This window comes from Pseudomonas bharatica (genome assembly GCF_048586865.1).
Taxonomy (GTDB): Bacteria; Pseudomonadota; Gammaproteobacteria; order Pseudomonadales; family Pseudomonadaceae; genus Aquipseudomonas; species Aquipseudomonas bharatica.
On the sequence record NZ_JBMAWR010000031.1, the window covers coordinates 1 to 14,464 of the forward strand.

Sequence of the window (14,464 nt, forward strand, 5' to 3'; positions counted from 1 at the left end):
GGGATCACGTGCACCACCGGACCTGTGGGAGCTGGCGTTGCCAGCGATAGGGCCAGGCCTGACAACATCGTTGTTCTTGCCGACTTCAGGGTTTCGCGGCAGCCTGCCAGAGGATTTCGCCGATGCCCTGGCGCCGGGCGATCAAGCGCGCTGCAACGAACAGCAGGTCGGAAAGCCGGTTGATATAGGCCAGCCCAACTCCTGCCAAGGGCTCCACTGCATTCAACTGCTGGCAGCGCCGCTCGGCACTGCGTGCCAGGCTCCGGCACACGTGGGCCTGGGCAACCAGCGCCGAGCCTCCCGGCAGGATGAAGTTCTCCAGCGGCCCGAGCTCCTCGTTCCACCGATCGATCGCCGTCTCCAGCCGCTCTATCTCGATCTTGTCCAGCGCCTGGTAAGTGGGCATCGCCAGCTCGCCACCCAAGTCGAACAGCCGATGCTGACAAGGCGCCAGCACCTCGATCAGTTCGGTCAGTCCTTCGCCGTCCAGTCCCGCCAGCAACAGCCCCAACTGGCTGTTCAGCGTATCCACCTCGCCGATCGCTTCGATGCGCGGATGGTCCTTGGGCACCCGGCGCCCATCGCCCAGGCCGGTTTCACCCTGGTCCCCGGTGCGGGTGTAGATCTTCGACAGGCGGAAACCCATGCTCATGACTCCAGTTTGCGCGGGGCCGGCAGTGGCGAGGCCGCCAGAGGCAGGCGCAGGGTGAAGCAGGTGCCCTGGCCCGGACTCGATTGCACTTCCATCTGGCCCTTGTGGTTGTTGGTGATGATGAAATACGAAACCGACAGCCCAAGACCGGTACCCTGGCCGATCTCCTTGGTGGTGAAGAAAGGCTCGAAGGTGCGCTTGCGTACCGCTTCGGGCATGCCGATACCGTTGTCCTCGACCTGGATCTCCGCCCAGGGCGGGTTCAGCCGGGTACGCAAGGTGATGCGCCCGGGTTCGCTGTTGTCCTGGCGCAGGTGGATGGCCTGGGCGGCATTCTTCAGCAGGTTGAGCAGCACCTGTTCCAGTTCGTTGGCGGTACCCGGTACCGGGCCGAGCTCCGGGTCGAACTGGCGGACGATGGCCTGGCCCTTGAAGTCGAAGCCGATCGTCAGGTCGAAGTCGTTGCCGGCGATCTCCACCGCTTGGTCGATCAGTGCCGGCAAGTCGCAAGGCGCCATCTGCCGGTTGCTGCGGCGGCTGAAGCTGAGCATATGGGTGACGATCTTCGCCGCCCGCGCCCCGGCCTGCTGGATGCCGTCGAGCAATTGCGGGACCTGGCGCGCTTCGAGGTAGCGATTGACCGTGCCCAGGTCGATCCCGGCCTCGCTGGCGGCTTCCAGGTTCTTCGGCAGATCGGGCGAGAGGCGCCGGCGGATGTTCTGCACGTTGTGCAGGATGGCACCCAGCGGGTTGTTGATCTCGTGGGCCATGCCGGCGGCCAGGCCGCCCACCGAGAGCATTTTTTCCGACTGCACCATCATTTCCTCGAGCGACAGGCGCTGGGTAATGTCGTCGATGCGGATCACCACGCCACGGCCGCCACCGCCCATCAGCGGGTAGAAGGTCAGGGCGTAATGGCGCGGCTCGTCGTCGCGTGTCCAGGTCACCCGCTCGATCTTCGCCACACGGTGCTTTTCCACGCTTTCCTTGAGCTGCGGCAGGAACGGCTTGAGCGGTTCGAAGGCGAGGAAGATCGGCTGGTTCAACGCCTCGTCCAGCGGTGTGCCGGAGAGGCTGCTGGCTTCCTGGTTCCATTGGGTCACGTACAACTGCTCGTCGAGGGCGATCAGCGCCGACGGCATGGAGTCGATGATGCTGTTGAGGTAGTTCTGGAAACCGGTGAGCTTGCGCTCGATCTTGCCCCGTACCTGGACTTCCAGTTCCAGCTTGCGGTTGGTATGGCGGGTTTCCTCGGCCAGGCCCTGGGCCTGGTCGTAGGCCTGCTGGAACTCGTCGCGGGCGCGCTTGAGCTGCTGCTCCCGGGCCTCGATGCGCGACAGCATGGTGTTGAACGCCTCAGCCAGGCTGCCGATCTCGTCATGGTTGCCGGGGCGTGCGCGCAGGGCATAGTTCTCTTCCCGGGTGACCTGGCGCGACAGTTGTTCCAGCTGGTAGATCGGCTGGGTGATCAGGCGCTTGATCTGCCGGGCGATGATCATCCACAGCAATACGCTGAAGACCAGGATGCCGAGGCTGGCGGTCAGCGTGCCGGTATAGAAGGCGGCGGGCAGTTCGCTGCTGGCCACCAGCAGCAGATGGCCGGGAGGGCTGCCGGTACGGGGCAGGCGAATCAGCTGGGTATTGCGGAACTCGGTCAGGCGCCAGCCTTCGATATTGCGAAAGCGCTTGGGCAGGGCGATCGGTTCGCCATGCTGCAACTGGGCGAGGATCCTGCCATCGCTGCCATACAGTGCGGCAGCGCGCAGCGGGGTGTAGGTGTCCAGCTCGTCGAGCAGGCGGTTGGCCGCTTCCGGCGAGTCGGTCGCCTGTTGCGCCAGTTGCGGATTGGACACCAGGCGCCCGATGGTCTGCAGGGCCTGGGGAGCCATCGCCTCCTGGGAAATCCAGTAGGCAGCGCTGATGAAGGTCAGGTTGGCCACCAGCAGGATGGTGATCAACAGCACCAGCAGGGCCGCCAGCAGTTTCTGGCCGACCGGCAGGTTTTCCAGGCGTTCGCGCAAGGGCATGGTGACGGCAGAATCCTGTGGGTGGAGGGGCAGGGTAGCGCTGCCCTCAGTCGCTGGGCAATCCGTGGCTGTCCAGGTGTTCGACCAGGCGCCGGTAGAGCCGTTCCAGGTGCGGCAGCGGCTGGCCGTGGCGCATTGCGCTGCGGCAGGCATGGCCGACCAGGTAGTGGATTTCGGTACGCCGGCCGTTGCGTACGTCCTGGTACATCGAAGAGTAGTTCGCGGCAGTGGCCTGGATCACTCGCTGGACCTCGTTTTCCAGATTTTCCGCCGCCTGTGGCTGGCCACAGCGTTGCAGCAGGTCGGCCAGTTCGGCGCACAGCGTCGCCACTTCGCAGTGATGCCCGGCGAGCCCGCCGTTGCGGCAGTCGTAGAGCACGGTCAGTGGATTGATCGCACAATTCAGGGCCAGCTTGCGCCACAGGCGGGTGAGGATATCCGGCGTCCATTCATAGGGAATGCCGGCCTCGGCCAGGTCATCGAGCCAGGTCGGTGCCAGCGGATTGGCCGGATCACCCAGCCAATTGAAGCCGTGCCCGGCGAAATTCACCTGCCAGTCGTGTTCGCGAAAGGCGCCCTCGGTGCTGGAGGCGAAGATGCAACGGGCCCGGGGGACCCGTGCGGCGACTTCGTCCTGGCTGCCCAGGCCGTTCTGCACCAGGATCAGCTCGGCGCCCGGGGCCAGCCGATGGGCGATGCTGGCGACGGCCTTGTCTGCGTCATAGGCCTTGCACGCCAGCAGCAGGCGCTGGATCGGGGTTTCCGCGTCGAGGGTTTCGGCGGGAATGGCGAAGCTCGTCCGTCGCTCTTGCTCGACCAGGGTCAGGCCGCCTGCCTCGGTGTAGTCCTGCAGGCGCTGGGGGCTACGCAGGATCAGGCGGACCGGTTTGCCGGCCCGGGCCAGGCGGCAGGCCCAGAGGCTGCCGAGGCTGCCGGCGCCGAGAATATGCCAGGTGCTGCTCATCAGCGTTTCCCAAGCGTTTATAATGACCCGGCATTTTAACCGTCAAACCCGGTGCGCTCCATCGCACTCCCTTCAGGAGTGCCAGCGCACCTTTTATTTTCTGGAGAAAAAGGTATGCCGTCGTTCGACGTGGTATCGGAACTGGACAAGCACGAAGTCACCAACGCCGTGGAAAACGCCATCAAGGAACTGGACCGCCGCTACGACCTGAAAGGCAAGGGCAGCTTCGAGTTCAAGGAGAAGGACCAGACCGTCGTCCTGACCGCCGAAGCCGAGTTCCAGCTCGAAGCCATGGTCGAGATCCTGCGTCTGGCCCTGGTCAAGCGCAAGATCGACGTCCAGTGCCTGGAACTGAAGGATGCCTACGCCTCCGGCAAGGAAATGAAGCAGGAAGCGGTGTTCAAGGAAGGTATCGATAAAGAACTGGCGAAGAAGATCGTCGCTCATATCAAGGACGCCAAGCTCAAGGTGCAGGCGGCCATCCAGGGCGAGCAGATCCGCGTCACCGGCAAGAAGCGCGACGACCTGCAGGAGTGCATCGCCGCCCTGCGTGGCAAGGAGTTCGGCATGCCGCTGCAGTTCAACAATTTCCGCGACTGACCGCCGCGCTTGTGGAACCTTGGCGTTGTGACAGCGTCCGAGGTTCCTTGCGTCGCTGAATCGTTTGCGGTGCTTTAATTCGTGTTTCGTGCCGCATCAGGAGGGCATATGGATTTGAATGCAGAGGTCGATCAACTGGTCAGGACGTCGCAGACGTGGATTCCGTTGATCATGGAATACGGCAGCCGCCTGGCCCTGGCGCTGGTCACCCTGGCGATCGGCTGGTGGCTGATCAACAAGGTCACCGCCAAGCTGGGCAAATTGCTGGCCTTGCGCAATGCCGACATGGCACTGCAAGGTTTTATCAGCACCCTGGCCAACATCATTCTGAAGATCCTGCTGTTCGTCAGCGTGGCTTCGATGATCGGCGTGGAAACCACCTCCTTCGTCGCCGCCATCGGTGCCGCCGGCCTGGCCATCGGCCTGGCCTTGCAGGGCAGCCTGGCGAACTTCGCCGGTGGCGTGCTGATCCTGCTGTTCCGTCCGTTCCGCCTGGGCGACTGGATCGAGGCGCAGGGTGTCAGCGGTACCGTGGACAGCATCCAGATCTTCCACACCGTGCTGCGTACCGGCGACAACAAGACGGTGATCGTGCCCAACGGCAACCTGTCCAACGGCATCATCACCAACTACAACCGCCAACCGACCCGCAAGGTAGTGTTCGACGTAGGTGTCGACTACGAGGCCGACCTGCAGAAGGCGCGCAACGTCCTGCTCGAGCTTGCCAACAACGACCCGCGTGTCCACAAGGACCCGGCGCCGCAGGCGGTGGTCTCGACCCTCGGTGACAGCTCCATCACCGTTTCCCTGCGCATCTGGGTGAACACCGCGGATTACTGGGACGTGATGTTCATGCTCAACGAGCATGCCCGCGACCGGCTCAAGGAAGAAGGAATCGACATTCCCTTTCCGCAGCGCGTGATCCGTGTGGTGCAGGAGACTGCGGCCCAATAGCAAATAGCTTTCTGATTTAGCAGGGACCTTGTGGGAGCGGGTTCACCCGCGATTACGGTAGTGAGTTCACCGGCGCTATCGCGGGTGAACCCGCTCCCACATTGTCCGCGTTGCCCCGCCCATTACACTTCTTCACTTCTCCCCGCTATCGGTCCACAGGGCTTTTCTGGCATACAAGCCGGTCTCGATTCCCTCTGCCGACCGAACCATGACTCCGCTGATCAAGATCACCCCTTTCCGGGCCTTCTGCTTTGCCCTGACCCTGGCCCTGTTCGAACTCCTGACCTACCTCGCCAGTGACGTGGTGATGCCGGCCATGCCGCAGGTGGTCAGCGACCTCGATGCCAGCCCCGAATTTATCCCCCACGCGCTGAACCTCTATCTGCTCGGTGGCGTACTCCTGCAATGGCTGATCGGCCCGCTGGCCGACCGCTATGGGCGGCGGCCGTTGTTGCTCGGCGGCTGCGCGTTCTTTTGCCTGGCGTGCCTGGCGACCTATTGGGTCGATGGCATCGAAGTGTTCAACCTGTTGCGCCTGTTGCAGGGCATCGGCCTGGGCTTCGTGGTGACGGTCAGCTATCCGGCGCTCAACGAAGCCTTCAGCGAAGCGGACGCGGTACGGATGATGGCACTGCTGGCCAATATCGCTTTGCTCTCGCCACTGCTCGGGCCCCTGGTGGGGACGCTGTTGCTGGAATGGGTGTCGTGGCGCTGGCTGTTCGTGCTGTTCGGCGTAACCGCCGTGCTGGCCTGGCTGGCCCTGTACCGCTTCATGCCGGAAACCCTCGGCGTCGAACGCCGTGATGGTTCGCGCCTGGAGTTCCAGCCGATTCATCTGCTGCCGTTGTTGTCCGGGTACGCGCAACTGCTTGCCAACCGTCGCTTCGTCGCGGGCAGCGCTGCCCTGGGCTTGATCGGCCTGCCGCTGATCGGCTGGATCGGCCTGTCGCCCGTGCTGCTGATCCATGACGAAGGGCTCAGCAAGATGGAGTACGCCCTGTGGCAATTGCCGGTGTTCGGCGGCTTGATCCTCGGCAACCTGATCATCAACCGTATCGCCGATCGCTACCCGTTGAAGTCACTGGTACGCGGCGCGCTGTGGCCATTTCTGATCGGTCTGGCGGCGGCCGTGCTGGCAAGCTGGATCTACCCGAGCGTACCAAGCCTGGTGGTCGGCCTGGCGATCTACGCCCTGGGCCTCGGCATCGGTAATGCCGTGCTGTATCGCATGACCCTGTTCAGCAGCGAGCAGAGCAAGGGGCTGGTATCGGCGATGCTGGGAATGATCACCATCGCCCTGCTGGGCCTGGGCGGCGCGGTGATGGCGATGCTGGGGGCAGGCGCCAGCCTGCTGGCCTTCGCCCTGGCCTCGGCAGTGGCCGGTGTGCTGGCGCTCTGGCCGCTAGCAACGGTGCTGCGGCAGCAACCCTGATCAGGGCTGCTGCTGTTCGCTGGCAGGCGGCGCTGCGGGTTGCCCGGCCTGCTGTTGCGGTTCCTTGTCGCGGCGGATCTCCTGATGCCAATGCACGGCGATCAGGATCAGGGTCGGGACGCCAAGCAGGGCGGTGATCAGGAAGAAATCGTGGTAGCCGAACTTCTCCACCAGCACGCCCGAGTAGCCACCGATCAGGCGTGGCAGGAGCAGCATGATCGAGCTGAGCAGGGCGTACTGGGTGGCGGAGAACTTCAGGTTGGTCAGGCTCGACAGATAGGCGACGAAGGCCGAGGTGGCCAGGCCCGAACTGAAGTTGTCGAGGGAAATGGTGACGACCAGCATCTGGATGTTCGGGCCCATGTCGGCCAGCATCACGAACAGGATATTGGTGGCGGCCGAGGCGGCGCCGCCGATGAACAGGATCGGCAGGATACCGAAGCGCACGATCAGCAGGCCGCCGACGCCGGCGCCGAGCAGGGTCATGACCAGGCCGAAGATCTTGCTGACGCTGGCGATCTGGTCCTTGGTGAAGCCCTGGTCGATGTAGAACACGTTGGCCATTACGCCCATCACCGTGTCCGACATGCGGTAGGTGGCGATCAGGCCGAGCAGCAGCAGGGCCTGCCAGCGGTAACGGTGAATGAAGTCGTTGACCGGTGTCAGCACTGGCGCCAGGCCGCGGCGGCCCATTGACGAGAGGCACAGGCAGGTCAGGGTGGTGTAGAGGATGGCGCGCAGGAAGGCGCGGTCTTCGAGCAGCAGGTCGAGCAGGCTGACGCCGTCGAACAGCACGCTGGCGAAATCGGTGTTGTACAACTGGGTGAACATCGCCGGAACCGAAACCAGCAGCACGATCAGCACGAATACCGACATCAGCTGATGGCCGAAACCATAGCGCGCCGCCTGCAACTGGGTTCGCAAGGGGACTGGCGGTTCGCGCATCAGCAGCGTGGTGATCACCGCAGGCAGCATCATCACGCCGAACAGCACGTAGGTGCCGGTCCAGGCCTTGTGCAGGTAGCTGAAACCGGTGGAGCCGAACCATTCGGCAAAGAACAGTGCGCCAGCGGTAGCCAGCAGGGCGGCGACCCGGTAGCCGGCCATATAGCTGGCGGCGAGTGCGGCCTGGCGCTGGTCGTCGGCAATCTCCAGGCGGTAGGCATCGACGGCGATGTCCTGGGTGGCGGAGGCGAACGCCACCAGGACTGCCAGGGCGATCAGCCAGGACAGGTGCTTTTGCGGATCGCAGAAGCCCATGCCGATCAGCCCGACCAGTACCAGGATCTGCGCCAGCACCAGCCATGAACGGCGCCTGCCAAGCTTGCCCAGCAGCGGCAGGCGCCATTGGTCGAGCAACGGCGACCAGACCCATTTGAAGGCGTAGGCCAGGCCGATCAGGCTCGCGTAGCCGATGGTCTCACGGGCCACCCCGGCCTCGCGCAACCACACCGAAAGCGTCGAGAACACCAACATGTAAGGCAGGCCGGCGGCGAAGCCGAGCAGCAGGAGCACCACGGTCGACGGGCTGGCATAGGCAGCGAGCGCAGCGCGCCAGGTTTTACGGGGCATGGGCCAACATCTGCCTCAAGATTACGAACACAAAGCGCGCACTCTAACTGTTGTGATCCATCGGACGCCAGCCATGCCGTGACATATTGACACGATTGTTGTGCATGCCGACCCCTTCGGCGCGCAGCCGCGCCCGTTGTTCATCGCCCGAGGGCGTTCCTTGTTCGAGGCTGAGGCGACCGCCGGCGCCCAGTACCCGGTGCCAGGGCAGGCGCGTGTCGGCCGGCAACTGGCTGAGCGTGCGTCCGACCCAGCGCGCGGCGCGGCCCAGGCCGGCCATTTCGGCCAGTTCGCCATAGCTCACCACCTTGCCCGGCGGGATCTGGTTGAGCACCAGGTAGAGGGCCGTTCGTCGGCTTTCGGCACTTTCCTGGGTCATGTCGAGGGCAGAACTCATTCGCGTGGTATCCGTCTGGTGACACACACGCGGGCATACCTGGTAATTGAACTCATTGGCATTGGGTGGGTCTTTCCTTGCTCTGGTCCCGGGCATCCGGATAATGCCCGACTTTTTTCGCGAACCTGAATTCCAGTATTGCCTATGTATTCTAGAACCCTGTTGTGCCTTGCACTGGTTGGCGCCTGTACGCCGGCTCTCGCCGATACCGTGTGGATGAAGAACGGCGACCGCCTGAGCGGCAAGATCAAGGTGTTCGATGGCGGCAAACTGCTGCTGGAGACACCCTACGGCGGCTCCATCGCGCTGGACTGGAAGCAGGTCAAGACCCTGGAGAGCGACCAGGAACTGCTGGTCAAGCAGGACGAATACAACGGTGAGCGGGCCAAGTCGCTGCACGCTGCCGAGGAGGGCCAGGTCACCCTGGCCAACGGTGAAGCGCCAAAAACCGTGGAACTGGCCAGTATCCAGCAGATCATGAAGCCCAAGCCGGTGGTCGAGGACCTGATCTGGAAAGGCAACGTAGACCTGGCCCTGGACTACAAGCGCGCTGAAACCGATACCGATGACTATGACGTCGACTTCAAGACCACCGCTCGTCACGGGCGCTGGCGGCACAATGCCGAAGGCGAATACAACCGCGACAGCAAGGACGACGTCACCACCACCAATAACTGGAGCGCCGAATACGCGCTCGACCGCTTCATCACCGACCAGTGGTTCTGGCAGGGGCGCCTGGAATACAAGCGCGACCACATCGAGGACCTGGCTCGCCAGCGCACCGTGGGTACTGGCCCGGGCTACCAGTTCTGGGACGACGAGCTGGGCGCCTTCTCCCTCGGCTCGCTGCTCAACCGCACCGATTACGAGTACGCCGACGGCGGCAAGGACAACTTCTACTCGATCGGCATGAAGTGGAACTACAACCGCTTCCTGATCGGCAAGAGCGTCGAGCTCTTCACCAATGGCGAAGTCGGCAAGCCGCTGGGCAATGTCGCCGACTACAGCCTGGATGCCGAGCTGGGCCTGCGCTACAAGGTCACCGAATGGGCGTCGCTCAATCTCAAGGCCGAGAAGGACATCATCAGCGGCACCCGCGACAGCGACCTGGACAAGACCCGCTATACCGCCGGCTTCGGCGTGACCTGGTAACCGCAGCCGGGAGGCGGGCCCTTGGCATCGGCAACGATAATGATTAGCTTGTCGTGGTCGCCGCCCGTGCCGGGCGGTTAGTTTCCAGGAGTGCAGACGTGAGCGCCAACGTAGCCAGGCCCGCCCGAGAATTGCTGTTGAAGGAGTACCGCGGGGTGCTCTCGACCCATTCCAAGTCCATGCCCGGCTTTCCGTTCGGTTCCGTGGTGCCGTACTGCCTGGATGCCGAGGGTAACCCGCTGATATTGATCAGCCGTATCGCCCAGCACACCCATAACCTGCAGAAGGACCCTAAGTGTTCGCTGCTGGTGGGCGAGCGCGGGGCCGAGGATGTCCAGGCGGTGGGTCGCCTGACCGTGCTGGCCGAGGCGCGCAAGCTGGAACAGGCCGAGGCCATCGAAGCCGCAGCCGAGCGCTACTACCGGTACTTCCCCGAATCGCGCAACTACCACAGCGCCCATGATTTCGATTTCTGGGTGCTGCAGCCGGTGCGCCATCGTTATATAGGCGGCTTCGGCGCCATCCACTGGATCGACCAGCTGACCCTGGCCAACCCCTTCGCCGGCAAGGTCGAGGCGGGCATGGTGGAACACATGAACAGCGATCACGCCAAGGCGATCGCCCATTACGTCGCCCTCAGCGGCCTGCCGGATTCGGTACCGGCGCAACTGGCCGGGATAGACAGTGAAGGCGTGCACCTGCGCATCGGCCAGGCGCTGTACTGGCTGGCATTCCCGGAGCCTTGCAACACGCCGACACAAGTCCGTGAAGCCCTGGTTTTGCTGGCCCACGCCGAGAAATGGCCGCAGTCGCAGACGGCCGAGGCTTGAAATTACGAGCTAAAGTTACCATCTGGGGTCTATTGGAAGATGTCTTCCGCTGAGGAAACCTCGATGCGTGCCTTTCTACTGTTGTTTCTCGTTTTCCCGATCCTGGAGCTGTACGTCTTTTTCAAGGTGAGCAGCTCCATCGGCTTCTTCCCGGCGCTGCTGCTGATCTTCGCCGGCTCCGCCCTGGGTATCCTGGTGGTGCGGGTGGCGGGCCTGGCCACCGCGCTGCGTACCCGTGACAGCCTGCAGCGCGGCGAAATGCCCGCCGAGGACATGTTCCATGGCCTGATGCTGGCGCTGGGCGGCGGCCTGCTGCTGATTCCCGGCTTTATCAGCGATGTGTTTGGCCTGGTGCTGCTGCTGCCGTTCGTGCGTCGCCTGCTCGGGCGCAAGCTTCGCGAGCGCGCCGAGGCGCAGGCCATGCGCCAGCGCGCGTTCGCCGATGAGTACATGAACAACCAGCCCGGTGCCCAGGGGCGTAATCCGCGGCAGCCGAATGTGATCGAGGGTGAGTACGAACACCGCGATTCCTGAATCACGACCCTCCCCGAAAACGGCCCTTCCAAGGGCCGTTTTTCATTCCGTGGCGTTCATTGCAAAAAAATTCATGGGCGAGGCTTGTAATCCCCTTGGGCGCCCCTATGTATGGGTCACCGCAAGGTTTCTGGGCATTTCGCACCAGACAAACACGAGCGTGGCCCGCCCCCGCGAGCCACCACCGGCAACGCCGGAAGCAACCACCCGCCGGTCATGGACCGGCCGATGAAAACCACAATCAGGAGAGATCGACAATGAAGCTTCGTCCTCTGCATGACCGCGTCGTTATCCGCCGCAGCGAAGAAGAATCGAAAACCGCTGGCGGTATCGTTCTGCCAGGCTCGGCCGCTGAAAAGCCCAATCGTGGCGAAGTAGTCGCCGTTGGCACCGGTCGCATCCTGGACAACGGTGAAGTGCGCGCGCTGGCCGTGAAAGTGGGTGACAAAGTCGTTTTCGGCCCTTACTCGGGCAGCAACACTGTGAAAGTTGACGGCGAAGACCTGCTGGTAATGAGCGAGAACGAAATCCTCGCCGTTGTCGAAGGTTGATTCCGCTGGTTTCCCGTTACTCGAAAAGTATTCAAGGATTAAACGATCATGGCTGCTAAAGACGTAAAATTCGGCGATTCCGCCCGCAAGAAAATGCTCGTTGGTGTCAACGTTCTGGCTGACGCAGTAAAAGCGACCCTGGGCCCGAAAGGCCGCAACGTAGTCCTGGCGAAGAGCTTCGGCGCTCCGACCATCACCAAGGACGGCGTATCCGTCGCCAAAGAAATCGAGCTGAAAGACGCCTTCGAAAACATGGGCGCCCAGCTGCTGAAAGACGTTGCCTCCAAGGCCAACGACGAAGCCGGTGACGGTACCACCACCGCTACCGTACTGGCCCAGGCCATCGTCAGCGAAGGTCTGAAATCGGTTGCCGCCGGCATGAACCCGATGGACCTCAAGCGCGGCATCGACAAGGCCACCCTGGCCATCGTCAAGGAACTGAAGGCCCTGTCCAAGCCATGCGCCGACTCCAAGGCCATCGCCCAGGTAGGCACCATCTCCGCCAACTCCGACAACTCCATCGGTGACATCATCGCCGAAGCCATGGAAAAAGTCGGTAAAGAAGGCGTGATCACCGTCGAAGAAGGCTCGGGCCTGGAAAACGAACTGTCCGTCGTCGAAGGCATGCAGTTCGACCGCGGCTACCTGTCCCCTTACTTCGTCAACAAGCCGGACACCATGGTTGCCGAGCTGGACGGCCCGCTGCTGCTGCTGGTCGACAAGAAGATCTCCAACATCCGCGAACTGCTGCCAGTCCTGGAAGCCGTTGCCAAGGCCGGCCGTCCGCTGCTGATCGTGGCTGAAGACGTCGAAGGCGAAGCGCTGGCGACCCTGGTCGTCAACAACATGCGCGGCATCGTCAAGGTTGCTGCGGTCAAGGCGCCTGGCTTCGGCGACCGCCGCAAGGCCATGCTGCAGGACATCGCCGTCCTGACCGGCGGTACCGTAATCTCCGAGGAAATCGGCCTGAGCCTGGAATCCGCTACCCTGGAGCACCTGGGCAACGCCAAGCGCGTCACCCTGTCCAAGGAAAACACCACCATCATCGATGGTGCTGGTGCAGAGTCCGACATCGAAGCACGCGTCAAGCAGATCCGTGCCCAGATCGAAGAAACCTCGTCCGACTACGACCGTGAAAAACTGCAAGAGCGCCTGGCCAAGCTGGCTGGCGGTGTTGCCGTGATCAAGGTCGGTGCTGGCACCGAAGTCGAGATGAAAGAGAAGAAAGCCCGCGTTGAAGACGCCCTGCACGCTACCCGTGCAGCCGTCGAAGAAGGCGTGGTGCCTGGCGGTGGTGTCGCCCTGGTTCGCTCGCTGCAAGCGATCGCCGACCTGCGTGGCGACAACGAAGACCAAAACGTCGGTATCGCCCTGCTGCGTCGCGCTGTTGAAGCGCCGCTGCGCCAGATCGTTGCCAACGCCGGCGACGAGCCAAGCGTGGTAGTCGATAAGGTCAAGCAAGGTACCGGCAACTTCGGTTACAACGCTGCCACCGGCGAGTACGGCGACATGATCGACATGGGTATCCTGGACCCTGCCAAGGTCACCCGTTCGGCGCTGCAAGCTGCTGCTTCGATCGGCGGTCTGATGATCACCACCGAGGCCATGGTTGCCGACCTGCCTGAAGACAAGCCTGCTGCCGGCATGCCGGACATGGGCGGCATGGGTGGCATGGGCGGCATGATGTAAGCCAGCCTTGCCCTGCTGCAAAAAAGAGCCCCGCTAGATGCGGGGCTTTTTTATGCCCGGTCGGGCCTCATCGCTGGCAACGCCAGCTCCCACAGGGCCATGTGTCGGACACAAATCCCACAGCTGGCTCAGGACCTTGTGGGAGCTGGCGTTGCCAGCGATTGGGCCCGACCTGACACCATCGTTGCTCAAGCCGACCTCATTGCTGGCAAGCTCCCACAAGCTTCCGTGTTGTTTATCCGGCCTGGGCAACCTTGACGGCCTCGGCACTTGGCACAGGCGCCTTGCGGCGGTACAGCACCAGGTAATAGCACCCCAGTCCGATCAGCCAGCAGAACACCGCGGTCCACACGTTGTGCGAGAAGAAGTGCGCCCCCTGCAGCATGCGCCCGATGGAGAACACCGTGCCGAGGGCAAAGGCGAACACCAGTGCAGCCTTGGCCATGCGCGGCCGGCGATCGCGCAATACGAAGAACAGCGCAAACAGGGTAAAGCCGGTAGCGGCATGCCCACCTGGCCAGCAACGGCCGGGTTTGTCGGTCTGGGGGCGCGCTTCAAGCAGCTTGCTGTAGGTTTCCTTGCCGCCGAACTCGCTCAGGCTCCAGGGGCACTGTACGGCAGTCACCGCCTTGAGCGGGGTGACGAAGCCGGTGGCCAGGCCCAGGGTCAGCACCAGGCAGCCCAGCTCACGGCGGATCGGCTTCAGCCGCTGCATGGCGAAGCTGGCCAGGAAGCCGATGATGGCCAGTACGCTGAAGCCGATCACCACCTGCTTGGCCCGGTCATGCAGGATATTTTCCAGGAAGTAGCTATGGCGCCCGATGAACTGGCCGGCGCTGTGATCGAAGAACTGGTTGGCCAGGATCATGTCCAGGTCGGTCATTTCCAGAAGAATCAGGATCACGGCGGTCAACAGGGGGATGCCCAGTACAATCCACGGATTGAGCGGGCGCGACGGATGGAAATCGTAGGCTGCGGGCATGGGTGATCCTGACGGAAGGGAGACGACCCGCGATTCTCCGTCCTGGCACATGGGCCGTTCGTGAATCCGTCGTGAAAAAAACGTCAGGTGACAATGTAGGCGTAATGCCCTAGCGGGTTGTCTACTAT

At 62.9% G+C, this 14,464-nt stretch carries 14 protein-coding genes; 8 read left to right on the top strand and 6 right to left on the bottom strand.

Annotated features, from left to right (window positions below; genetic code table 11):
• Positions 1 to 85 precede the first annotated feature (85 nt).
• The 3 genes from ACKLLE_RS24710 to ACKLLE_RS24720 are packed head-to-tail and all read right to left on the bottom strand — an operon-like array spanning position 86 to position 3,643.
• Positions 86 to 646 carry a cob(I)yrinic acid a,c-diamide adenosyltransferase gene (locus ACKLLE_RS24710; RefSeq protein ID WP_064302463.1) on the bottom strand — a complete coding sequence of 187 codons (561 nt, stop codon included), beginning with the start codon at positions 644 to 646 and terminating at the stop codon, positions 86 to 88.
• Between the two features lie 2 nt (positions 647 to 648).
• Positions 649 to 2,679, bottom strand: coding sequence for an ATP-binding protein (locus ACKLLE_RS24715; RefSeq protein WP_420059330.1), 2,031 nt, complete (start codon positions 2,677 to 2,679; stop codon positions 649 to 651).
• Positions 2,680 to 2,725: 46 nt separating this feature from the next.
• A complete protein-coding gene (locus ACKLLE_RS24720) occupies positions 2,726 to 3,643 on the bottom strand; it encodes a putative 2-dehydropantoate 2-reductase (RefSeq protein ID WP_420059331.1) in 918 nt (305 codons plus the stop codon).
• A gap of 114 nt (positions 3,644 to 3,757) precedes the next feature.
• On the opposite strand from ACKLLE_RS24720, the gene ACKLLE_RS24725 reads away from it, so the two are divergent.
• From ACKLLE_RS24725 to ACKLLE_RS24735, 3 genes are all read left to right on the top strand, one after another.
• The gene (locus ACKLLE_RS24725) at positions 3,758 to 4,243 is read left to right on the top strand and encodes a YajQ family cyclic di-GMP-binding protein (RefSeq protein ID WP_009395536.1); all 486 of its coding nucleotides are present in this window, start codon (positions 3,758 to 3,760) and stop codon (positions 4,241 to 4,243) included.
• 108 nt (positions 4,244 to 4,351) lie between these two features.
• Positions 4,352 to 5,197 (top strand): mechanosensitive ion channel family protein, encoded by an 846-nt coding sequence (locus ACKLLE_RS24730; protein ID WP_009395538.1) that lies wholly within the window; start codon positions 4,352 to 4,354, stop codon positions 5,195 to 5,197.
• Positions 5,198 to 5,405: 208 nt separating this feature from the next.
• Positions 5,406 to 6,629, top strand: coding sequence for an MFS transporter (locus ACKLLE_RS24735; RefSeq protein ID WP_420059332.1), 1,224 nt, complete (start codon positions 5,406 to 5,408; stop codon positions 6,627 to 6,629).
• Here ACKLLE_RS24735 and ACKLLE_RS24740 read toward each other — a convergent pair whose 3' ends face one another.
• Together ACKLLE_RS24740 and ACKLLE_RS24745 are read right to left on the bottom strand one after the other, a co-directional pair.
• Positions 6,630 to 8,201: an AmpG family muropeptide MFS transporter gene (locus ACKLLE_RS24740; protein ID WP_009395543.1), complete on the bottom strand. Its 1,572-nt coding sequence runs from the start codon at positions 8,199 to 8,201 to the stop codon at positions 6,630 to 6,632. It lies immediately after the preceding gene.
• A 43-nt stretch (positions 8,202 to 8,244) separates the two neighbouring features.
• Positions 8,245 to 8,598: an MGMT family protein gene (locus ACKLLE_RS24745; RefSeq protein WP_064302467.1), complete on the bottom strand. Its 354-nt coding sequence runs from the start codon at positions 8,596 to 8,598 to the stop codon at positions 8,245 to 8,247.
• Between the two features lie 144 nt (positions 8,599 to 8,742).
• Between ACKLLE_RS24745 and ACKLLE_RS24750 the strand changes: the two genes are divergently transcribed.
• From ACKLLE_RS24750 to groL, 5 genes are all read left to right on the top strand, one after another.
• Positions 8,743 to 9,750, top strand: a complete 1,008-nt coding sequence (locus tag ACKLLE_RS24750; RefSeq protein ID WP_064302468.1) for a DUF481 domain-containing protein — start codon at positions 8,743 to 8,745, stop codon at positions 9,748 to 9,750.
• A 98-nt stretch (positions 9,751 to 9,848) separates the two neighbouring features.
• Entirely contained in the window at positions 9,849 to 10,580 is a 732-nt protein-coding gene (locus ACKLLE_RS24755) for a HugZ family pyridoxamine 5'-phosphate oxidase (RefSeq protein ID WP_420059333.1), read from the top strand.
• Between the two features lie 63 nt (positions 10,581 to 10,643).
• On the top strand, positions 10,644 to 11,114 hold the full coding sequence (locus ACKLLE_RS24760; RefSeq protein WP_009395548.1) for an FxsA family protein: 471 nt from the start codon (positions 10,644 to 10,646) through the stop codon (positions 11,112 to 11,114).
• 257 nt (positions 11,115 to 11,371) lie between these two features.
• Positions 11,372 to 11,665 carry a co-chaperone GroES gene (locus ACKLLE_RS24765; RefSeq protein WP_009395550.1) on the top strand — a complete coding sequence of 98 codons (294 nt, stop codon included), beginning with the start codon at positions 11,372 to 11,374 and terminating at the stop codon, positions 11,663 to 11,665.
• A gap of 48 nt (positions 11,666 to 11,713) precedes the next feature.
• Positions 11,714 to 13,354 (top strand): chaperonin GroEL, encoded by a 1,641-nt coding sequence (groL, locus tag ACKLLE_RS24770; RefSeq protein WP_009395552.1) that lies wholly within the window; start codon positions 11,714 to 11,716, stop codon positions 13,352 to 13,354.
• 235 nt (positions 13,355 to 13,589) lie between these two features.
• On the opposite strand, the gene ACKLLE_RS24775 is transcribed toward groL, so the two are convergent.
• Complete coding sequence (locus ACKLLE_RS24775; RefSeq protein WP_420059334.1) at positions 13,590 to 14,336, bottom strand: phosphatase PAP2 family protein; 747 nt, start codon at positions 14,334 to 14,336, stop codon at positions 13,590 to 13,592.
• Between the last annotated feature and the right edge of the window lie 128 nt (positions 14,337 to 14,464).